The 22,961-nt window shown below is 41.5% G+C and carries 15 protein-coding genes and 1 CRISPR repeat array; of the genes, 2 read left to right on the top strand and 13 right to left on the bottom strand.

All coding sequences use genetic code 11. The features are described 5' to 3' along the window. Positions 1–184 precede the first annotated feature (184 nt). A CRISPR array of direct repeats spans positions 185–12,398; the repeat unit is 30 nt; unit sequence GTTTCAATTCCTTATAGGCAGTCTAAAAAC. Positions 12,399–12,985: 587 nt separating this feature from the next. From L9W92_RS13190 to cmr1, 10 genes are all read right to left on the bottom strand, one after another. After that, on the bottom strand, positions 12,986–13,342 hold the full coding sequence (locus L9W92_RS13190; protein ID WP_240084221.1) for an IS110 family transposase: 357 nt from the start codon (positions 13,340–13,342) through the stop codon (positions 12,986–12,988). Between the two features lie 19 nt (positions 13,343–13,361). Next, positions 13,362–13,514 carry an IS110 family transposase gene (locus L9W92_RS13185; RefSeq protein WP_240084220.1) on the bottom strand — a complete coding sequence of 51 codons (153 nt, stop codon included), beginning with the start codon at positions 13,512–13,514 and terminating at the stop codon, positions 13,362–13,364. Positions 13,515–13,755: 241 nt separating this feature from the next. After that, a complete protein-coding gene (gene cas2, locus L9W92_RS13180) occupies positions 13,756–14,019 on the bottom strand; it encodes a CRISPR-associated endonuclease Cas2 (RefSeq protein ID WP_240084219.1) in 264 nt (87 codons plus the stop codon). Positions 14,020–14,044: 25 nt separating this feature from the next. Beyond that, the gene (gene cas1b / locus L9W92_RS13175) at positions 14,045–15,037 is read right to left on the bottom strand and encodes a type I-B CRISPR-associated endonuclease Cas1b (RefSeq protein ID WP_240084218.1); all 993 of its coding nucleotides are present in this window, start codon (positions 15,035–15,037) and stop codon (positions 14,045–14,047) included. Positions 15,038–15,052: 15 nt separating this feature from the next. Continuing rightward, positions 15,053–15,559 carry a CRISPR-associated protein Cas4 gene (cas4, locus tag L9W92_RS13170; protein ID WP_240084217.1) on the bottom strand — a complete coding sequence of 169 codons (507 nt, stop codon included), beginning with the start codon at positions 15,557–15,559 and terminating at the stop codon, positions 15,053–15,055. A gap of 73 nt (positions 15,560–15,632) precedes the next feature. Continuing rightward, a complete protein-coding gene (locus L9W92_RS13165) occupies positions 15,633–15,824 on the bottom strand; it encodes a hypothetical protein (RefSeq protein ID WP_240084216.1) in 192 nt (63 codons plus the stop codon). A 6-nt stretch (positions 15,825–15,830) separates the two neighbouring features. Next, positions 15,831–16,289 carry a type III-B CRISPR module-associated Cmr3 family protein gene (locus L9W92_RS13160; RefSeq protein WP_240084215.1) on the bottom strand — a complete coding sequence of 153 codons (459 nt, stop codon included), beginning with the start codon at positions 16,287–16,289 and terminating at the stop codon, positions 15,831–15,833. After that, the gene (locus L9W92_RS13155; protein ID WP_240084214.1) at positions 16,286–16,693 is read right to left on the bottom strand and encodes a hypothetical protein; all 408 of its coding nucleotides are present in this window, start codon (positions 16,691–16,693) and stop codon (positions 16,286–16,288) included. The genes L9W92_RS13160 and L9W92_RS13155 overlap by 4 nt, the downstream gene beginning before the upstream one ends. A 43-nt stretch (positions 16,694–16,736) precedes the next feature. Further along, complete coding sequence (locus L9W92_RS13150) at positions 16,737–17,189, bottom strand: type III-B CRISPR-associated protein Cas10/Cmr2 (RefSeq protein WP_240084213.1); 453 nt, start codon at positions 17,187–17,189, stop codon at positions 16,737–16,739. Then, positions 17,186–18,127, bottom strand: coding sequence for a type III-B CRISPR module RAMP protein Cmr1 (cmr1, locus tag L9W92_RS13145; RefSeq protein WP_240084212.1), 942 nt, complete (start codon positions 18,125–18,127; stop codon positions 17,186–17,188). Before cmr1 ends, L9W92_RS13150 begins: the two co-directional genes overlap by 4 nt. 317 nt (positions 18,128–18,444) lie before the next feature. Between cmr1 and L9W92_RS13140 the strand changes: the two genes are divergently transcribed. After that, positions 18,445–18,864, top strand: coding sequence for a RelB antitoxin-like protein (locus L9W92_RS13140; protein ID WP_240084211.1), 420 nt, complete (start codon positions 18,445–18,447; stop codon positions 18,862–18,864). A gap of 3 nt (positions 18,865–18,867) precedes the next feature. Beyond that, positions 18,868–19,092: a type II toxin-antitoxin system HicA family toxin gene (locus L9W92_RS13135; RefSeq protein WP_240084210.1), complete on the top strand. Its 225-nt coding sequence runs from the start codon at positions 18,868–18,870 to the stop codon at positions 19,090–19,092. Between the two features lie 4 nt (positions 19,093–19,096). On the opposite strand, the gene cas3 is transcribed toward L9W92_RS13135, so the two are convergent. The 3 genes from cas3 to cas7i are packed head-to-tail and all read right to left on the bottom strand — an operon-like array spanning position 19,097 to position 22,953. Next, positions 19,097–21,349, bottom strand: coding sequence for a CRISPR-associated helicase Cas3' (gene cas3, locus L9W92_RS13130; protein WP_240084209.1), 2,253 nt, complete (start codon positions 21,347–21,349; stop codon positions 19,097–19,099). Next, positions 21,346–22,050, bottom strand: coding sequence for a CRISPR-associated protein Cas5 (cas5, locus tag L9W92_RS13125; protein ID WP_240084208.1), 705 nt, complete (start codon positions 22,048–22,050; stop codon positions 21,346–21,348). The genes cas3 and cas5 overlap by 4 nt, the downstream gene beginning before the upstream one ends. Positions 22,051–22,068: 18 nt before the next feature. Then, positions 22,069–22,953, bottom strand: a complete 885-nt coding sequence (gene cas7i / locus L9W92_RS13120; protein ID WP_240084207.1) for a type I-B CRISPR-associated protein Cas7/Cst2/DevR — start codon at positions 22,951–22,953, stop codon at positions 22,069–22,071. Between the last annotated feature and the right edge of the window lie 8 nt (positions 22,954–22,961).

Raw genomic sequence — 22,961 nt, 5'->3', positions numbered from 1 at the left:
AATAATAACCTCCCCAAAGAAACTGCAAATATTTTAGCAGATTGGCGAGGGTTGCGGATCATCTTTCAGGACAATGAAAATGCAAAAAAATCCTGCCTGGCAGGACTACTTTACGAGCAAGATTACATTATAGGCAGTCTAAAAACTGAAATTGGGTCAACCAGCGGCAAGAAAGCTGTTTCAAGTTTCAATTCCTTATAGGCAGTCTAAAAACTCTATTATGTGGCCGGGCATGGGTTTCCCTCCCGCGTTTCAATTCCTTATAGGCAGTCTAAAAACGTGAGCAACGGGTAAATGGTTATTTTGTATCCGTGTTGTTTCAATTCCTTATAGGCAGTCTAAAAACTATTAATGCCATTGGTGCTATATTCAACCTAAAGAAGTTTCAATTCCTTATAGGCAGTCTAAAAACGGCGCAGGCACAGGAAGAAGACAACCTGGAGGACCTTTGTTTCAATTCCTTATAGGCAGTCTAAAAACTAATAAATTGAAGTCGGTTGAATGGAACGAACAGGCCGGGTTTCAATTCCTTATAGGCAGTCTAAAAACTTTGCGATTATATCCACCCCCGTTATTACGCAACATGTTTCAATTCCTTATAGGCAGTCTAAAAACTGGTTGAGACAGTTCCATCTTTGCTTGTCATGGTTGGTTTCAATTCCTTATAGGCAGTCTAAAAACTCGGCCGCCGGCTGGATTTTGCAGATATTGTTTGGAGTTTCAATTCCTTATAGGCAGTCTAAAAACCCCGCGTGTCGATGCCGGCAGTATGGGCCGCAAGAGTTTCAATTCCTTATAGGCAGTCTAAAAACTCTCCAATCTTCAGAAAATCGCGCCAGCAATTTGGGGTTTCAATTCCTTATAGGCAGTCTAAAAACGGATATTGTCATCATAGATGAACGGGTTGATCCACGTTTCAATTCCTTATAGGCAGTCTAAAAACGCGGTAAAGCCGTAAAACTCGGCGGATACTGAAAGGTTTCAATTCCTTATAGGCAGTCTAAAAACGACCGGACGTTTAGCGGACGCCTGCTCTATCCTTACGTTTCAATTCCTTATAGGCAGTCTAAAAACATACAGACTGGGTACGGTTAGACAAGCTTGATGAAGAGTTTCAATTCCTTATAGGCAGTCTAAAAACTAATTAAGCCATACAAGGGCGAGCCGTGGGGATTTGAGTTTCAATTCCTTATAGGCAGTCTAAAAACCGTCTGAAAGGCCAATAAGATAGTCAGATGTAACAGGTTTCAATTCCTTATAGGCAGTCTAAAAACGTTTTTGATGTTACGCTCCCGTTTTCAAGTTGAGAGTTTCAATTCCTTATAGGCAGTCTAAAAACTTAACGCCAAGCATTGCTGCTAATTCTTTTTGTGTGTTTCAATTCCTTATAGGCAGTCTAAAAACGAAAGATGAGCCAAAAGTGCGGTGGAAGGATTCAATGTTTCAATTCCTTATAGGCAGTCTAAAAACTTTCAATTACCTGTTCAATCAGTTTCCTTCTCATGTTGTTTCAATTCCTTATAGGCAGTCTAAAAACGGAGTTTTGCACACATTAAGTCATGGTATTGATTTTATGTTTCAATTCCTTATAGGCAGTCTAAAAACGATTCGTCGTAAAGCTTTACCCACCAGTGTCCATGATCGGTTTCAATTCCTTATAGGCAGTCTAAAAACTTTAAAACGGGTGGAGTAATTAAGGCCAGGGAAAGCTTGTTTCAATTCCTTATAGGCAGTCTAAAAACGCACGGCAGGAGATTGCAATATTTTGCCGAAAGTTTAGGTTTCAATTCCTTATAGGCAGTCTAAAAACGGAGCAGTTGGAAACGGTCTGCAAGAAGCAATTATCACGTTTCAATTCCTTATAGGCAGTCTAAAAACTCAGTGAGGTTGCCGTATTTGTCGGCGGCGTACTTCTGTTTCAATTCCTTATAGGCAGTCTAAAAACGGATGCAGAAGGCCCCTGGTCCATTACTGTAGAACAAGTTTCAATTCCTTATAGGCAGTCTAAAAACGGCTGAGGTCAAACGGATTGCACTGGAAAATGGGATGTTTCAATTCCTTATAGGCAGTCTAAAAACTGTCTTCTTGCCAGCTTTTTTCTTGCTAATTTTCTCGTGTTTCAATTCCTTATAGGCAGTCTAAAAACGCTATCACCATAGATGTCTATACGTTCATGCAATTCTTGTTTCAATTCCTTATAGGCAGTCTAAAAACGAGGGATTGAAACATTTGTTTTGCCATTATTTTCCGGTTTCAATTCCTTATAGGCAGTCTAAAAACTGTTCCAAGTCTTGCCCTTTTGCGGGCCGAAGTCCTCAAGTTTCAATTCCTTATAGGCAGTCTAAAAACCTTATTAACTTTAACAGGCCTTGGTTTTCTTTTTTTGGTTTCAATTCCTTATAGGCAGTCTAAAAACGCAACCAGGGGCGGCGCAAGTCGCCCGGTACAGGAGAGTTTCAATTCCTTATAGGCAGTCTAAAAACTATCGTCTGGGAAGGACAGCACCTTTTTGTAAAGCTGTTTCAATTCCTTATAGGCAGTCTAAAAACGGATGCAGAAGGCCCCTGGTCCATTACTGTAGAACAAGTTTCAATTCCTTATAGGCAGTCTAAAAACGCGACGCTATCCATGGCATCGCTGACAATACTTTTGTTTCAATTCCTTATAGGCAGTCTAAAAACCTGTAGGCCAAATTGCTTGATTCGGTTCTGGTTGTAGGTTTCAATTCCTTATAGGCAGTCTAAAAACTTGTGCTGTAGTATTGCCGTTAACAATGTTATTGCAGAGTTTCAATTCCTTATAGGCAGTCTAAAAACCCTCGTCGTGAAAATACTTGCGCGGGCTGACCTCGGCGTGTTTCAATTCCTTATAGGCAGTCTAAAAACCCACAGTCATCAATCCATATAACCTCACCCAACTTGTTTCAATTCCTTATAGGCAGTCTAAAAACCTGGTGGACGGCTCAATTACCGAAATACATCTACCTAAGTTTCAATTCCTTATAGGCAGTCTAAAAACTTCCCAACTCCTTCCCCATTCGGCGTACAAAATCTTTGTTTCAATTCCTTATAGGCAGTCTAAAAACGTCTCCGACAGCGCCGTAAGCGGCATTTTTTACATGTTTCAATTCCTTATAGGCAGTCTAAAAACCTTTGCCTATTACCATGTTGTAGCTCGTTGAGGCTGGTTTCAATTCCTTATAGGCAGTCTAAAAACTCATAGAATTCTGCAACGTCTATCTCGAAACAGATTTGTTTCAATTCCTTATAGGCAGTCTAAAAACTAAGCGGCTGACTGCCGTATGCAACGCCCTCACGAATGTTTCAATTCCTTATAGGCAGTCTAAAAACGAAAAGTCCCTGTAAGCCGCTTTCCTGAAGTGTTTTTGTGTTTCAATTCCTTATAGGCAGTCTAAAAACGTTACATTTGAATTATCTATAACAATAGCACTAGTAAGTGTTTCAATTCCTTATAGGCAGTCTAAAAACGCAACCAGGGGCGGCGCAAGTCGCCCGGTACAGGAGAGTTTCAATTCCTTATAGGCAGTCTAAAAACCAAGCAATATTCTCATAAATACGCTCCTTTCAAATGTTTCAATTCCTTATAGGCAGTCTAAAAACTGTAGTATAATTTGCACGTTTAATTACTTCAGAATTGTTTCAATTCCTTATAGGCAGTCTAAAAACGGTGTGAAATTTATTCTTGATCGCGTGAACTGGGGCGAGTTTCAATTCCTTATAGGCAGTCTAAAAACCAAAGATAGAATGGGCAAACGCCGTCTGGAATCCGGGTTTCAATTCCTTATAGGCAGTCTAAAAACGCGGAACATAAACTTGTGCAGTCTCCTTTAATACAAAGTTTCAATTCCTTATAGGCAGTCTAAAAACAGGGGCTCGTCAAATTCATCTTCCCAATTGTTTGTTAGGTTTCAATTCCTTATAGGCAGTCTAAAAACCAATGCACAAAATAGAGAGCGTCTACATCCCGCCGATGTTTCAATTCCTTATAGGCAGTCTAAAAACTAAACGATACTAGGGCCACAACCAGCAGAGCAACAAGTTTCAATTCCTTATAGGCAGTCTAAAAACCTTCAGTTCGTCAAGATTCATTCTTGATTCCTCCTTGGTTTCAATTCCTTATAGGCAGTCTAAAAACTTTCCAACATGCGCCCGCAAAGAGGTCATGGTGCCAGTTTCAATTCCTTATAGGCAGTCTAAAAACGGAAAATAGGATCAAGTTCTATCCTGCATTCTCCATTGTTTCAATTCCTTATAGGCAGTCTAAAAACACAAGCTTTTGAGTTGTGCCGCCAAGAACTGGATCAGTTTCAATTCCTTATAGGCAGTCTAAAAACTTGCCGTTATAGTAGGCTTCTAAAACTCCTTCTGGGGTGTTTCAATTCCTTATAGGCAGTCTAAAAACCAGTATTAGCAGCTCTTATTAGTTCACCAAAATGCATGTTTCAATTCCTTATAGGCAGTCTAAAAACACGGCGGCAGTCTATCAAACCGACGCACAGCAAATGACATGTTTCAATTCCTTATAGGCAGTCTAAAAACCTTGCCTCCCCTTATGCTGAAGTTGTAAACCTGAACGGTTTCAATTCCTTATAGGCAGTCTAAAAACGCAGAAAGATGGCAGAATCGCGGCAGAAAAAACGGCGTTTCAATTCCTTATAGGCAGTCTAAAAACTCGCCTTTTGTCCCTGTCATGCAGATGGTGCGAAGAAGTTTCAATTCCTTATAGGCAGTCTAAAAACGGATCTTCCAGAATTTCCTTGATCTCGCCAATATTATGTTTCAATTCCTTATAGGCAGTCTAAAAACTTGAAATACCTGACATCTCAATCATCCTTTCATAAATGTTTCAATTCCTTATAGGCAGTCTAAAAACCCTCGCAGATTCCGGCAAATCTTCTTCTTCACCCCACAGTTTCAATTCCTTATAGGCAGTCTAAAAACGGGGATAGCCTCCGACCATTCGCCGTTATACTTGTAGGTTTCAATTCCTTATAGGCAGTCTAAAAACCCTCGTAGTGTAGTTTCGCTAACCTGCTCTCCGTGGTTTCAATTCCTTATAGGCAGTCTAAAAACAGCCCCGCCCGCTGCCGGCTTAAAATAGACATTCCGCAGTTTCAATTCCTTATAGGCAGTCTAAAAACGAAACTTATTGCTGATTACGTGGATACCTTGGAAACGGTTTCAATTCCTTATAGGCAGTCTAAAAACGGCGACAGCGGACATGCGGACATGTCGCCTAATAAAAGTTTCAATTCCTTATAGGCAGTCTAAAAACGGGAAGCGAAATCGGCGCGTGTGTACCGTCGTACTAGGTTTCAATTCCTTATAGGCAGTCTAAAAACGCAGATATCGGCAGTGGGCAGGATTGACGGGCAAGCGAGTTTCAATTCCTTATAGGCAGTCTAAAAACCCGTGCTTGGAGCCATACTTTTTCGGCCGGCGCTGGCGTTTCAATTCCTTATAGGCAGTCTAAAAACCTGCCTGCGAATACTGCTCTCTTTGACCATGTCAATGTTTCAATTCCTTATAGGCAGTCTAAAAACTTTCATAAGCCGGGAGGGTGCGCCGATAGCCTGACTCAGGTTTCAATTCCTTATAGGCAGTCTAAAAACCCACTCACTCATTAGCCTTGTGAATCTTTCCATTGACGTTTCAATTCCTTATAGGCAGTCTAAAAACGCGGCAGAAAGGAGTTTTATAAATGTGTAAAGTTTATGTTTCAATTCCTTATAGGCAGTCTAAAAACTCGTGACATCTAAGCGCATCAGTTATAATCATGCTGAGTTTCAATTCCTTATAGGCAGTCTAAAAACCAGGGCATGAGGTAGCATTCAGATCGCCATGACCAAGTTTCAATTCCTTATAGGCAGTCTAAAAACGCATTCAGGAGCAGGTTGGCGAACTGAAACTGTTGCCGGTTTCAATTCCTTATAGGCAGTCTAAAAACCAAGCGAAAAGGGACTGCAACGCGTTTTTTGAGAATGGTTTCAATTCCTTATAGGCAGTCTAAAAACTCCCCCACCAATCCCAAAACTCGGCGCGGCTCGCGGTTTCAATTCCTTATAGGCAGTCTAAAAACAATCATATAGGCGTTTATGTTAATGGCGTTTCTTGGTTTCAATTCCTTATAGGCAGTCTAAAAACTCGGCAAGATTCCTAATTTCTTTCATTTTCGACCCTCCTGTTTCAATTCCTTATAGGCAGTCTAAAAACGCAGCCTCGTTCCCGCCAGGCCCCCGGCCAAATCTCGGTTTCAATTCCTTATAGGCAGTCTAAAAACCCAGAACCCCCGCGTGTCGATGCCGGCAATATGAGTAGGTTTCAATTCCTTATAGGCAGTCTAAAAACCGATATGAGCCGGAATATCTGCCTTTACCTGTTCGGTTTCAATTCCTTATAGGCAGTCTAAAAACGGCGCAGGCACAGGAAGAAGACAGCCTGGAGGACCTTTGTTTCAATTCCTTATAGGCAGTCTAAAAACTTCCATGGCTAGTAGTTTCACGCTCCCGGAAGGGACGGTTTCAATTCCTTATAGGCAGTCTAAAAACTCTAAACCCCGGCATTGTATCAGGAATCCGGTTATATCCGTTTCAATTCCTTATAGGCAGTCTAAAAACACAATAGGTTGGTTCGGCGAGGAAAGAGTTGATTATTGTTTCAATTCCTTATAGGCAGTCTAAAAACTCATGTGGCATCACCTCCAGTTGTTTAGCCATCTCGGTTTCAATTCCTTATAGGCAGTCTAAAAACGCGCAGAAAGGGGCCAAATCAACGAGTTAACTAGCTGGAGTTTCAATTCCTTATAGGCAGTCTAAAAACTGTAGTCATTTAAAATATGGATTCTTGGTTTTTACTGTTTCAATTCCTTATAGGCAGTCTAAAAACTTGGCCCTTATACTCCACATAGATTCTGGCATCTAATGTTTCAATTCCTTATAGGCAGTCTAAAAACTCTCCCCCGTTAAACCTGTCCCGTAGTGGACGGATCACAGTTTCAATTCCTTATAGGCAGTCTAAAAACGCAGCCCGGTCCTTTGTGACCGGGTCCAGTTTAAAGGCGTTTCAATTCCTTATAGGCAGTCTAAAAACAAATACGGAGCGGGGCGCATGGTTATTGACCGTCTAATGTTTCAATTCCTTATAGGCAGTCTAAAAACGTCAATAGGGTATTGACACTTTTTTGGAGTATATTTAGTTTCAATTCCTTATAGGCAGTCTAAAAACCAATGGCAGCAAATACATGATACCGGTAGTGAATTAATGTTTCAATTCCTTATAGGCAGTCTAAAAACCGCCTGGTCGGAAGTAATCTCAATCTCACAGTCCTGGTTTCAATTCCTTATAGGCAGTCTAAAAACGGCATTGGGGCAGATGTGTATTGGGCTGGCGATAAAACGTTTCAATTCCTTATAGGCAGTCTAAAAACGCCAAAATAAATGACACTATACCGATAGCGCCGACAATGGTTTCAATTCCTTATAGGCAGTCTAAAAACGTTGGAAACGACATCGGAACAGAAGATTTAGTGAGGAGTTTCAATTCCTTATAGGCAGTCTAAAAACGAAGCTAAGGGGGCAAGGTGTTCCTAATATTGAAGAATGTTTCAATTCCTTATAGGCAGTCTAAAAACGGTATTCCCCGAATCCCTGCTGTCGTTGCAGTTCGGCGTTTCAATTCCTTATAGGCAGTCTAAAAACGAGGAATTAAGTAAAATGGCCCAGATAGCCCTCAGTACGTTTCAATTCCTTATAGGCAGTCTAAAAACACAGTCAACCGGCCGACAGGCGGCCAGGTAATCGGATGTTTCAATTCCTTATAGGCAGTCTAAAAACGATGAGGTAGTTGATATCTCTCCCTTTATCTGATACAAGTTTCAATTCCTTATAGGCAGTCTAAAAACAAATAAGAACCCGTGTCGATATGTCTAACCCTGACAAGTTTCAATTCCTTATAGGCAGTCTAAAAACTCAAAAGCCCGCGCCGGAAGTCGGCCACGATTGCGGGTTTCAATTCCTTATAGGCAGTCTAAAAACTTCCGAGGCCGAAGTGACCAGCGTGGATAAGGACAAGTTTCAATTCCTTATAGGCAGTCTAAAAACAGTTGCATTTTTTCTCTTTGGCAAGCTCACAATATTGTTTCAATTCCTTATAGGCAGTCTAAAAACAGAATTATTTTCAGTTCGTCTCCCTGGATATCAACGTTTCAATTCCTTATAGGCAGTCTAAAAACGCTCTTGTAGTTCTTTAATTAGTTCACTTACCAACATGTTTCAATTCCTTATAGGCAGTCTAAAAACACAATCTTTCCAGTTTCTTAGATAGTGTTCAGCCTCTAGTTTCAATTCCTTATAGGCAGTCTAAAAACCAGGAATCCTGCTAATGCCGTTAAACCTCCAAAGAAGGTGTTTCAATTCCTTATAGGCAGTCTAAAAACAATATAAGTAAAATATATAGTTATAGGTCTACACACGTTTCAATTCCTTATAGGCAGTCTAAAAACGTTTCCATGGCTAGTAGTTTCACGCTCCCGGAAGGGACGGTTTCAATTCCTTATAGGCAGTCTAAAAACGGTGACAGAACGAGTGCAACATAAGCCGTTTGCGAGTTTCAATTCCTTATAGGCAGTCTAAAAACGGCGCAAGGGTATGCACCCTGTATGTACCGTCCAACGGGTTTCAATTCCTTATAGGCAGTCTAAAAACTTTCCGCGCGTGGCGGGATTTTCATAGGGTGAGACCTCCTGTTTCAATTCCTTATAGGCAGTCTAAAAACTCATGTATCTGCATACTTTTGCGCCTCGTGTCTGAAAGTTTCAATTCCTTATAGGCAGTCTAAAAACTTTGACTGGCTTATTATTAAGGCTCCAGGTTTCAATTTGTTTCAATTCCTTATAGGCAGTCTAAAAACGCTTTGCGGCAGGGTTAAATTTTAAATTAAGGGAGGTGTTTCAATTCCTTATAGGCAGTCTAAAAACATACAATGCCGATAATTTGTCCGATATGCGATTGGAAGTTTCAATTCCTTATAGGCAGTCTAAAAACCGAAACCAGGTACGGTAGCCCGGAGGCCGCCGCAGGTTTCAATTCCTTATAGGCAGTCTAAAAACCTGACATTGATATTCAGGAGATGGACTGGAAGGAAGTTTCAATTCCTTATAGGCAGTCTAAAAACATGGACGATGCCGAGCACACCCGGCGAGGCTATACCAGTTTCAATTCCTTATAGGCAGTCTAAAAACTTATTATCAACACTATTATTTCTTGTTGACATATCCAGTTTCAATTCCTTATAGGCAGTCTAAAAACTCACTTTTACAATCTAACACAATGCTATTGTGTTAGAGTTTCAATTCCTTATAGGCAGTCTAAAAACGGAGGCAACCATGAGCGGAGTACCGATGCAAACAGTTTGTTTCAATTCCTTATAGGCAGTCTAAAAACATAATGGGACTATTACAAAAATGTTTATTACGTTTAAGTTTCAATTCCTTATAGGCAGTCTAAAAACTCTGCAGCCCGAACGGTGGTTTTCCGAGCCACCTTCCCAGTTTCAATTCCTTATAGGCAGTCTAAAAACCCGAGTATGTCGCCAGGGCGAAAGGCGAAACACCCACGTTTCAATTCCTTATAGGCAGTCTAAAAACTAATAATTATGTATTGCAATCTAACACAACTTATTATAGTTTCAATTCCTTATAGGCAGTCTAAAAACGGACGCACCGGGAAGCGGAAATGAGAGCAAGATCAGTTTCAATTCCTTATAGGCAGTCTAAAAACTGTGACCACTTCCCGGCCTTCTCGTAGTCTGTCCCAAGTTTCAATTCCTTATAGGCAGTCTAAAAACGTGATCTTTGGTTGTCCGGGAGAGAGTCCCGAAGATAGTTTCAATTCCTTATAGGCAGTCTAAAAACCGTGTCAAAGTGGGTAAAAGCGCACCACCCGCATATGTTTCAATTCCTTATAGGCAGTCTAAAAACGCCCCCGCAATCCTTGCTATTGCTACGTTCTTAATCGTTTCAATTCCTTATAGGCAGTCTAAAAACGATATAGCGCAAGGTAATCGCAGGACTGGAATGGTTGTTTCAATTCCTTATAGGCAGTCTAAAAACCAATTTATTTTGAGGTAGAATTACCGCACTTTTGAGGGTTTCAATTCCTTATAGGCAGTCTAAAAACGCTGATGAGATTTGTAAGATGCCGGCTGACATGCTGAAGTTTCAATTCCTTATAGGCAGTCTAAAAACGGTCTAACTGTTTTATGATAATAAAAGTATATACAAGTTTCAATTCCTTATAGGCAGTCTAAAAACTGAAGTGGATATGTGACAGTAGGGCTGATGAGATTTGGTTTCAATTCCTTATAGGCAGTCTAAAAACTCTGTGTTCTCTTACCTTGATTAATTATAACACCGTAGTTTCAATTCCTTATAGGCAGTCTAAAAACGAGGGCATTACCGCCGCAAGAAGCGGCGTCACTCTGGTTTCAATTCCTTATAGGCAGTCTAAAAACAAAAGATTGGTATGATAAAATTGAAAGTATCATAATTGTTTCAATTCCTTATAGGCAGTCTAAAAACGCTATGCAGAACTTGAAGTGCTGTGCTGCCCATAAAAGTTTCAATTCCTTATAGGCAGTCTAAAAACTTGCTCAAGGAACTGTTAATATTGGCAATCCTCAAATGTTTCAATTCCTTATAGGCAGTCTAAAAACTCAGCCGGTTAATACGCTCCAAAGGGCCGTAAATAAGTTTCAATTCCTTATAGGCAGTCTAAAAACCGTGGCCTGAAGTTGTAATATTGTTTACCGTTGTCTGAGTTTCAATTCCTTATAGGCAGTCTAAAAACGAGCATAATAAATGGATTTTAGGAGGATTATTTAAGTTTCAATTCCTTATAGGCAGTCTAAAAACGAAAGGACCGGCAATTCTGGACAACCTTCCAGCTTGGAAGTTTCAATTCCTTATAGGCAGTCTAAAAACGCTGTCAGTTGTGCCGGTTTCGCTGTTTCTGGTCTTGTTTCAATTCCTTATAGGCAGTCTAAAAACACTGTTTACCGAGAGAAAAAGGGCTCCGACAAACTAGTTTCAATTCCTTATAGGCAGTCTAAAAACACTGTCGGGAAAGAGACAAGATAAAAGATAATTATTGGTTTCAATTCCTTATAGGCAGTCTAAAAACGCGCCAGAACCTGCGAGCGCTGGAAACACAAGCTGAGTTTCAATTCCTTATAGGCAGTCTAAAAACTTTGTGGCGGTACATCAGAGTAAATTTCCTGACCATGTTTCAATTCCTTATAGGCAGTCTAAAAACGCACCAGGCAGGCAACCGGCAACTCCAGTTCTCTAAGTTTCAATTCCTTATAGGCAGTCTAAAAACGCGGGCACTATAAATGTTTTACCTCCGGGGTATGACGTGTTTCAATTCCTTATAGGCAGTCTAAAAACGCGAAAGATTTCGTATAGTTGAGCCAGCACATCATCTGGGTTTCAATTCCTTATAGGCAGTCTAAAAACACAGTTTTTCTGCGTCAACAAGAAGCATTATTGAAGTTTCAATTCCTTATAGGCAGTCTAAAAACGAATAACCGGGTGCCGCGGCCCACCATCTGGCAGTAGTTTCAATTCCTTATAGGCAGTCTAAAAACAAAAAATTCGCTGGCTGGTTTATCGACCGGATTGCTGGTTTCAATTCCTTATAGGCAGTCTAAAAACCAAGATGATTTACCTTATGGAGCGATTATTGCAACCTGGTTTCAATTCCTTATAGGCAGTCTAAAAACAGACTATGAAACATTGGTGGCTGTGACGGAAGGATGTTTCAATTCCTTATAGGCAGTCTAAAAACTCTGACGGCTAAAATGACGGCTGATTGACGATTTAGTTTCAATTCCTTATAGGCAGTCTAAAAACTTTGTCTTGTACGCCTTCATTTTTGATTCAGTGAAGTCGTTTCAATTCCTTATAGGCAGTCTAAAAACTAGCGTTCAATCATTATGGATTTAATTGTCTCCGGCTCGGTTTCAATTCCTTATAGGCAGTCTAAAAACGGAGGCAGTAAGATTTGTGGACAGAGTTAGAAGTTCTAGTTTCAATTCCTTATAGGCAGTCTAAAAACGAGGCGCTTAGCCTAGATATTCCCGCCTCTGAAATCCGTTTCAATTCCTTATAGGCAGTCTAAAAACGATATCGGCAGTGGGCAGGATTGATGGGCAAGCGAGTTTCAATTCCTTATAGGCAGTCTAAAAACAGTATGCGGATCCGCGGCCTGACCTGGAGGAAGATTCGTTTCAATTCCTTATAGGCAGTCTAAAAACGAAACACAACAGTTTTGCGGTTCATGCAGCCTGCATGTTTCAATTCCTTATAGGCAGTCTAAAAACCCATTTAGGGCCCCAAAAAAAAGCCTTAATTTTAAAAAAATTTCTCACTCTCCATCATTGTATTTAACTAATGCCTTATTTCTTACGGGTTTACCATGTTGTAGTTGTCGTCAGTCCACTAGAAATTATACCCTACCATAGATCGATGACATAATATGTAGAGTAACCTGAGTAACCTATCCTGAAATTAATGACGTGTTAAATGAACCAAGCTCAATATCAAGGTTGCTTTAGCTTAACAATATAGTAGGCTATAGTTGAATATATGAATAACTGCAACAGCGGAAGGGAAATCGGTCCATATCGGTTCCTATTTCGGCTAAAATTTGCTCAGCCGTGAGTCGACCTTCTCGGGGAATGGTATCCACCAACTCCAGGTCTTAGTCAAAAGGGAGCATTCGCTCCTTAATCTCTTCGTCTAGTTTTTTGATTTTCTCTGCCAGAAAGTCGATATGACGTAACTGGGTTTTAAGCATTAATTTTGGGCCCGATTAGACCATTAAGTGCCCGCTGCAATTCTGGTTTCTTGTTCTTGAGTCTACGCTGGGCCAACTCGGACAAGATTTTCGAGTCTTCTTCATCAACAATCATCGCTTCATTATGGCGCGCGCCGATTTGCCCAGCATATCGCTGGCTATGGAAAAAAATTTGATGTTAGCCCCTTCAAGGACATTTTGGATGCGGTTAATTTCCCTGGTACGCTCTTCGATGAGACTCCGGCAGTAGCAAATGATTTCCCGCAATTCTCTTTGATCGCGGTCAGGAGTATAACTGCCTTGCAAGAGACCGTGACGAAACAAACCGACAATCAATTCTGTATTTTTGACATCGGTTTTGCGCCCAGGTACATTTTTCATATGTTTTGCATTGACCACCAAAGCCTGGATTTTTTCTAGTTCTAACAGGTTAAAAATGGGCTTCCGAAATGAACCGGTATTTTCCATTGCCACATGTGTACAACCTTTATCTTTGAGCCAGTTCGTTCGTCATGGAAATGAGGTCATCTGTCATCGTTGAAAATGTACCAATCTCTTTTCTTTCAGAAGTAAGAACACAGGGCACAACGGTCTTTTTGTGAACGTCGAGGCCGCAGAGTGGCTGTATACGACTTTCCATCTATTGCTCCTTCTACGACAATTAAATTGAAGGGCTGGTGTAACAACCATTAATGATTATTCTATCCTGCGTGCTTCCAAGATCGGAGCAACAATCTGTGGTGCACCTGTCGTTGGAGTTGTCTATTATAACGGGCTCGCGGCGCCAAGGTAGAACAACCTCCCTTCGCCAGCCGTAAGAAAGAGATTCTATGTGATGTATTTTCATCCTTCTGATGGTGTTACGTTAACAGCATGTTTGTCTATATAATATTTTCCTGGCCACCTTTTTCTAATCCAATTATTTCTCTGGAGGAGTATTTTGTAGTTCGTAAATTATAGAAAATCACTGAATCCTCATCCTTCCTTATTATTCGTTCCAATTCCATTTTTAGCTTTTTAAGATTGGCTTCTGAGATCTCACCTTCTAAAACGGAGTTTTGAACCCAGTGTAAGTACTGGCGACATTTTTTCAACACTTTGGAAACTCTCTTTTGATTGACATCATAGACCAAAATAACAAACACGTCAAACACCACGCAATAAAATATGTTACCACCTGGCTATAAATGCCTTGTAATCCTTTTCGCCCATCAGGTGTTTTTCAATTTTATAAAGCTCCAGTCGAAGCAGCCTCCGGTAGGAAACGGAACGACCGATTTCTCTGTGGTTTATTGTAGTTTTAAGCTTATTATCCAATTCTTCAACGAAGCGCTTTTTGGCTTTTTCTTTCAGCATTATCCCTTCGGTATCCCGGTCAAAATCGTTTTTTGTAACAATTTTTTTACCAATCAAAGCAAAAATAATTCGATCTACTATTATTGGCTTGAAGATTTCCGAAAGATCCAGGTTTAATGTAAACCGGCGGAAGTTGGTGGCATGCAGGTAACCAATACGGGGATCCATATGTGTTTTATAAATTTCACTGAGGCATATGGTATATAGCAAAGAGTTGCCGAAACTAATTAGTGTATTAAGATAATTCTTGGGTGGACGTCTGCTGCGTACTTGGAAAACAAAATCAGGATTTTCAATTATTCTGTCAAAGGCTTTATAATAATAGTCACGGATGTTACCCTCAATGGCCATCAATGATTGTATATCCGGGCAATCATTGACCGTTTCCAAGAGTTTTTCTACCGATTGAAGAATTTCTGTTACATTTTTCCCCCGGCCTTGGTAATATTTCAGGACCTGACGAATGTTTTTAACTGCGCCAAGAACTATTTCCCTGGCAACAGTAAGGCGTTTGCTTTTGTCCAGGTAGTGCTCAGCCTGCTTCAAGGTAATATAGCCGGAATTTAGATGTTCCCGGGGATAAAAGGAACCCATGTAATAGCCGTAATGGCTGAAAAAATGAAGAATAATTTCCCTCTGGGAAAGGAATTCAAGCAATTTTTTGTTAACGGTGACTTCCCCAAATACCATAATTTCACCAGTGTCCTCCACTGGTATAAATTTTTTGGCTTCTTCGCTTTCAAAGCATAGCGTATTATCTTTCCGGGCCAGTTCCCCGTTGGAGAATATGTAGAGCGTTTTTTTCACAATTATCCGCTCCTTTCATGACCAGCAAAACTCTGCATAAGCGCATTTTTTACAAAACTTTATTTTAGCAGGTGGAGGAGGTTGGGATAGATAGACGATACGTAATATCTCCCGCTTGGTACGTTCCAGTTCCTTTTCCGTAACTTCGTCCAGGATAACTTCTTCACGCAATTTTTCCCGGGGAAAGCGCAATTCACCTCTGGCTTCCACGCCCCGTTGCTTCAGTTCATCAAGATAAAAAGCCAGTTGCATCCGCGCGCTTTGACGGTACTTGGAGGTTTTTTTAACTTCCCCGATAAATAATTTGCCGTTATCAACCTTAAATACGTCCATTTTACTGTACCCCACGGAGAGTTCCTTACGTTCCCTGGGATATGAATAGTCCTGAATAAAACGACCAAGAGAAACATTGGAGTCGTCCTGATCAGGTGTTATCTGGTGGCTGATTAGCCAAACTTCCCGCGGACAGATGTAATAATACCATATGAGGGTTCCGCTTACGTGCAGTTCGTGTTCTTCCAAGTTTCATCACCCCAAAAGGTTTCTAAAAAAGTTCAACCATTAAAGTAACCATACCCTACAGCAGTTTTTGCTCCTATCCCTCACCCGGCAGATCCAGCCCGGTGAAATCCACCAGCAGAAAAACTTTCTCGTTGATTGAGCCGCCCTTTATTTCCGACTCGAGCCGCCTCATTGCCGCCCGGTATAGCATATGGTCGGCAGTTGTCCGGGTTTGGCTGTCACGCCCTATACCGATTTTGGGTTCAAACAGGACATAATCGGACAACTTCTTTTAAAAAAACTCGCTTCTCACCAGATTAAGATATTCATTCATTGAAGAATAATCCAAAAGACCTCCCTCAACCACTTTCACATCTCCGGTGACAGGGCTTTCCAAGAGCAATGGCGCCGGGTGGGAGGAAACGACAGGGGCTTTTGCCAGCTTAAGGGGGAAGGCCTTTTTATCTCTGTCTCCTTTAGGCCCCACACAGTCAAGGGGCAAAGGCAGACAGACCTGGTCCTCCACTTGCAGGTAAAGCCCTTTTATTTGCAAACCGCCTGTGGGATCGCCGGGTTGGTTTGCTTTTGACAGTTCACCGGGATTCCGCGCAAAATAGGCGCTCCGCAAAGCGCCGTAAAACACCGGCGGATTTGGCGGAAACATATCGCTCGCCCAGGATTCATCACCCCTACTGAAAGGCTTGCCGTCCCGGAAGAAAAGTGTGTCAAGTGCCTCCATGCGGATAATCATGATTTCACCTCCCGCGCCAGAAAATCGGCAATATTCAGTGTCGCAAGAAAGTTTTCCAGGCTGGCGCTGTTTGTGTACAGTGTTTCGGTCGTTTTGCAGAGTAAGGATACAGCTCCATTTTTTCTTTTTTCATATTCCGCCTGTGCTTCTTCCGGTTCTCTTCCAAGCAGGCAGGATCTGCGTATGAGCCTTTTGATTTCAGTTACAATCAGCTTGTCCACATTAAACTCAATGTTTTCAATATTATCATCAAGCAACTGCCACACTTCCCTGTTGAGATTTTTTATAAACGTGTTGGAAAATTCGCGGACATAGAGGTTTTCTGTCCGGTTAACGATACCATTCGGGACATGCTGATCAATTGCTTTGTTCTTCCTAATCTTATTGATTAAAGTATTCAACAAATCTACGGTCCACTCGTCCCCGTACCGCCACTTATAAAGGAATTTAATTCTTCAAAGCTCCGAAGGTTTGCTCGGCTTTTTTATAAGCATCCGCAAAACATCCTTCTTCAAACTCTTCAAAAAGCCAGAAGATCTGCCAGTGAGTCTTTATCTGTTCGTCAAATTCAGGCGGCTTGGGCAGACCCATTTTATCCAGAATTGCATCGCCCATGTGCTGGAATTCAGACCTGACGGCATTTTCAACAGCCCAGCCCATACCCGCAAGATACTCTTTCGTGTTTTCCCCAACAATTGCTAAGAAGCGGTTGAGCAATGTCTCGTTCGACGGGTCCGGGAATACAATCTCAGCTTGATAAGGTTCTCCCCTTGTTTTTTCTATGGCTACCCGGCATAGATGGGAAAGGATATAACTACCGGCGAAGAGATCCTGGGTTTTTCTGGCCTGAGCAATAAATGACTGCACCGGACTGATGCTGAACAAAAACAAGTTCTTCATAAAATCGCCACCTTAAAGCTATTCTGAGTATTTAGCGGGCCTGCTTGATATCCCGGAGAAAACTCTGTGTTTAGAGTGGTAATGACTGGACGGAATTGATTTCCTTCCGCAATCACGGAAACATAAATAGGCGAGGCCAATCGCTGTCTTTTTGCCGCGGTTCCAAGGTACATACTTGCATAATCATGAGATGCCTCTCCGATGACTTCCAGCAACCGGTCAATTGACCTATAAAGTTTGCCTATGGTGATTTCCTTGATATATGGATAACTCCCGTCACAATTACCTTCTAAAACGATATTGTTACCCGATATATAATATTTTTGAGGCGCGAGTAATTCGAGTAAACTTAAGATATAATTTAAGTCTACGGCTACTGATTGACTTTGTCCGTTTACCTGTGTTATTTGAAAGCTGCCGAAACCCCGGCGGCTCCTTTTACCCAATCCGCCCATGATTGCAGTAAGGGTAAACAGGGACTTTAAATGTTCTTGTGTGAAATCTTGTGACAATAGATCAAAAGAATTGCTAAACGCTACAGAAAAAATATGGTCAGTAGCAATAGCAGGCTGCGGCCGCCCTTTGCTGCACCTTTTTTCACCTTGTTTTTGTACACAAAAACAACTACTGTTACCAGTATGGTGGGGTAATGGCTTGTATTCCCGGCAATCACCAACTCCTATTCCAGCCGAGTTCAAAATTCTAATACTAAATTTACTTTTTCCCTCTCTCTCACCTGTACCGCCAAAGATAGCCGCTTCTTTCCTTTTAAGTATTGCTATGTCGCTTTCCGCCTGCGCGGCTCGCCACCAGAAGCGCATCACGCCTTTTACCGAAGGCGCCCGTAATTCCAGTGCGCTTGCTTGACGGGCTTTGTTATCGGCTCCGGCCATGAACATTGGAGTTATGGCCCGGCATTGAAAGAACAGCTGATTCATAGTTAATCACCCCTCCTTATTCCGGTCCAACCAGATCAGTTCCCCCGCCCATAGGGATTGTCCCTCTGATTCTGCGGCGGCCGCCTGTCCACCAGGGCCGCAAGCTACACAAGCAAACCCATTTCCCTTGCGCGCGAGGCAATTTGTTGCACGACGGCTGCATAGTTGTGGTGCCGCCAGTGATGTTGACTACTATTTAGCCGTTATTAAATTATTTTCATTAGTTATATTAAATAAGGTATTATTTTTCTTTTTCAACATATCTTATCTGTACAGAATGTACATCTTGTGATAAAGTGAGGTTGGGAGGTATGACCATGCTTACAGAGATAAAATTTACTAATGCGCGTAAAACCTTGACCGAAATTTATGATAACGTATGGCACCGTTATCTACCGGTTATCATTAACCGCCGCCAAAACGAAGAAGTCTTATTGCTCCGGCGAGAATTGCAACAGGATATACTAAAGGCTTACCTTCTAAAACCGGAGATTTTACCGGAAGAAGATGGTTCTTTAACAGTTGCTTTAAATGAAATCGACATAGCCGTCAATGCGACAAACCTGGGCGAAGCTGTTGACGAGCTTGTTAAAGAGATGATGATCTACGCTCAAGATTATCTTGACCGGCTCCAACTATTTTTGAACGCCCCAAACCGCAAGACACATTTTCCTTATATTATGCGGATTTTGCTTTGCGACAGTGAACGGGAAATTAAATCCCTCCTGGAGTTTTAAAATATGCCCCCGAAATTCGGCGACCTAAAAAGATACTGTAAAAAGAATGGCTGGGTCATGATTAGGGACACAGACCATTGGTATTATGAAAAAGTGTTGGCCAATGGCGATATCTTACGAACAAGAGTTAGTCATTCTGTAAGCAAGGAAATTCCCGCCAACTTGTGGCGAAAGATATTGAAACAGCAGCTTAGAATATCGGAAGAAGAGTTTTGGAAGATGTTATAGCGAATTATATTATATTTGGCTTTGATTCATCTGGCTCCAGTAAAGCGCCAATTTCATTGTCATATTTAAGGTTACAAAAAGATAAACCACTATAAACTTTTTTATTTTTCATAAAATACCATAACGGTACTTTAACTTCAAACCATTTTCTATCTTGGGGTGGCAAAATGATAGTATTTTCGAAAAAACAGGTAGGTATGGTTGAAATAGTATCATATTTAGACTGGCGTGTTACTTCTTGTTCATCTTCATCAAACCTGCCGTCAAAAATGGCCATCCTCTTTTGCTGAGTTTGTTTATATACTTTCAATGCGTCCTGAAAAGGTTTTGTTTCATCAATCCGGTAGTTCTTGTAGACTTCTTCAATGATATCTATTAAATCTTTTTCACGAAGCTTTCCCCGATGACATTGAAAAGCATTGTAAGATCGTTCCAAAAGATCAGGGTCTTCCAATGGATTATAAATCTTTTCAGCTTGGGGAGAGGCTTTATAAATATAGATTCTACTGTCACGTTTTTGGTCGCGGTAGCGGTTGATCCGTCCTGCCCGCTGGGCGACAGCGTCAGGCGGGGCACATTCAGTGAAAAGCCAATCGTAATCAATGTCCAAGGAGACCTCAACTACTTGGGTTGCAATAACAAACTGTTTTTTTTCTAATTCTTTTTCAATATTTTTGCGGTCCTTCAAGATAAAGCGGGAGTGATAACAAACCGGTTTCAATTTAGAAAAATGCCGCGCCAATTGCTGGCACTTTTCTACCGTATTAACTACTACCAGAACTTTATATCCTGCTGAGACAGCTTTAATTATGTCACTCTCAGCCTCTTCAATATAGCAGTCTTTAACATGATAATAGCTGCGGCTGGCATTTAACAGACTCTCTTCTTTTACTAGAGTAAAATCGTTTAATACATTTTTTAAAATATCAATAAGCATCTGCGGCACCGTGGCGCTCATCATTAAAAATCTGCTTCCTCTGGCGGCTAAATGGCGGATGCAAGAAGTCAATAAACCGAGGGTCCATCCATCATAGGAGTGTATTTCATCCAGAACAATAACCGCATTAGCCGCGTTTATTTCTTTTAAAACCCAACGTCCGGCGTTAAAGCCGCTGGTAAGCAACTGGTCGACAGTACCTACGGTGACAGGTCGCATGAAAGATTGGTCGAAAAGCAAGTTGCGCCTGTCTTCCCAGGAGTCTCCTTCACCTTCTTCGCTTTCATTTAATAAAAATAAATTGGCGGTGGAATGAGTAAGGCCAACATTTTCCTTTCCGAATATATCGGACAATCGCTGCCATATTTGGTTAGCCGTATTCATAGTTGGTAAGAGATATATGATCTTAGCCCTCCCCATCTCAGTAGCGTTTTTAAGGGCCCATAAGAGAGATCCCTCTGTCTTTCCACTACCGGTAGGGGCTACGGCTAACAGATGTCCCGAGCAATCCCCCATTTCCCTCTGGAAGGGGCGAAGCCCAGAAAAGGGGATCTTTTTCTCTTGACACCTTTTAGCGAGAATACCTATAAGCTGTTCAGGTGATTTTTCAACCGAATAATTTACTTCTGTTTTTCCTGATGAATACCAGTCCGCATAATGTAAAAGTCCTTTGGTGAGTATATATAGATCTCTTGCTTTGTCATGACCGTCAATATTCAGTAATTTTCCAATAATGTTGTTACAAGGATCAACCAAGGCAGCCAGTCGGTTATAAGGTTTTTCCTGCTCCAATCGGTCACTTATTGCCGGGAGTTGCCAGCCATGGCGAAGAAATATTTCTTCAGCCAGTTCCAGTGCTTCCTTTAATCCCTCGTGGGAAATTTGAGGATTAAGTGAAGTTCTTTCCCTTTCAAAAAATGTCAGGTCAGTGTTTAAAGGCCGGTGGTGTCCGGCTACGGCTAGAGCTTCGACCGGAAGTTTAGTAAAAGGCGTTTCTTTATTCAAAAGAGAAGCTGCATAGGCTGCAAAAACAAAGGAGACCAATTCATGTCTGTAATTATTCTTAAAGTTGAATTTCTTGCCTGTTCGTTTGGCTTCCATCATCTCTTGGAAAGGGATAATCATTTTACCCAGATCATGCAGAACAACCGTAAGAAGCGATCCCTTTAAAAATCTTTCAACGGGAAAGCCGTGCTGTTCAGAAAACCTTTCAATTAAGCGCCTTTTGGCATCAACAGTTACCCGCCATGCTCGATAAGCTTCTTCAATATGCTCCCGATAAGTTTGATCTGGCTTTGCCTTGGCATAAAAAATGGTCATAGTATTGGCAGAATCCTTTCTTCCGAGGCAATACCCGGTACCGGTTTTTTCAGGGTCACCGGAGTGTCGATAAACGTGAAATGTCCTCTACTTTTCACTCTGCGCTCATCACCATTAAACGTAAAGGACACGGGTAACAAGAAAACACGCGGTGCTCGAGCTGGTCTGTTCAACGGCAAGTCGTCTAGTTTAATAGATGACTCGAAGTTTTCACTGTGGTCACCGGGTAAAATAGTATATTCATAGTTTCTTTGAGGTACTGGTTCAGCTTTTTTAATACTTCCAACAAGCCTTAATTTAAGCAAGTCGTCGCTAGTTCCGGCAGTTAAAGCATAAACAGGGGATAGAAAAGCCTGTCTTAATTCATTTATTTTCCTTTCATTTTTTGAGGCATAAATAATGAATAGCTTTAAGTCGTAAAGGATTTCTCGCGTAAGAACTGCGGATATTACTTCACCCGATTTAATTTTTTGAAATTTCCAGAGGTCGTTTGTTTCACCGCTATGTTTACCCCAAACCCCGCAGGCAAGACCTTCTTCTCTTAGTGTCATCGCTGCATCAAAAGATAATCCCATTGCCGCTCCGGCTAACCCCAGCAAAGCTGTTAGCGGTGGTAAAGGCAGGGTTTGCTGAAATGTATGTGTCTCCGGCAAGCGGAATGAAGCTGTTGGAGCATATGCTTCCAAAATAAAGTAATACATATCTTTCACCTGAATTCATTAAAGATAACAACTACTTACCCAGTTATCCATCGCTGCAAACGCTTCTCCTATTGAGACGGTGTTTTCGGGAAGGTATTTGAAAAGTTCTTTCCTGCCGCCGAAAGTAACTGCTAAAATCTCTTCTTTGTAGTCTTTAATCACTTCTGTAAGCAAATCAATGTTTATGCCTTCGTTTATTGGCACTAAAGATTCCAAAAAAACAGGATTTTTTACCTTCAAAAGGGCGGAAGCTATGAACTTGGGCGAAATATCAGCCAGGAACCTGGTCTGGCGTCCTGAGGACCAGAGGTTTTTCAATGCGGAAATCAGAGCTTTTACCCTTTTAGCTTTTTCATCTGCCGGGAGAGCCTTATTAAAGCCCTCTCCACAACCGACACGATCTATTTCTATTAAAACAGTTCCTCTGTAGAAACCAGAGTGGATTTCTGTTTCAAAAATATTTGGCGTGCCTCCGGCAGATACACTCATGTAGTTGGTGCCGAAGTCAAGGTCTCCCTTGTACCTTTCCATTGATACGAGCGGCGAGACCCGTACAGGGGAGGTGCGCTTAACAGCAGATCCTTTTTTGCCTTCGTCTCCCTTTTCGGTGCCCATGAAACCAAAGAGATCATCGTCAATATATTTTTCAGGCATCTGTTGTGTAGTGGCAGCGCCTTTTTTAATTGTCGCCGCAACCCCTTCAGAGAGTTCCCATCCCAGATTGGCTAGTTGATCACGTAAAGCACGCCTTACCCACTGGGCTGAACCATAAGGATATTGTTCTGTACCACGGGTGAACTTCTTTATGCTGGAAATATTGTCTGCCTCTTTATCTGAGCCGTTTAGGCTCCCGAGTGATGTTTGGACGAGATAAGTGATGGTAAGCGCTTTAGCATTTTTCATTATTAGAA

Origin of the sequence: Pelotomaculum terephthalicicum JT (genome assembly GCF_022410535.1) — a bacterium.
GTDB lineage: Bacteria > Bacillota > Desulfotomaculia > Desulfotomaculales > Pelotomaculaceae > Pelotomaculum_D > Pelotomaculum_D terephthalicicum.
This window is presented reverse-complemented; position numbering and strand designations above follow the sequence as displayed.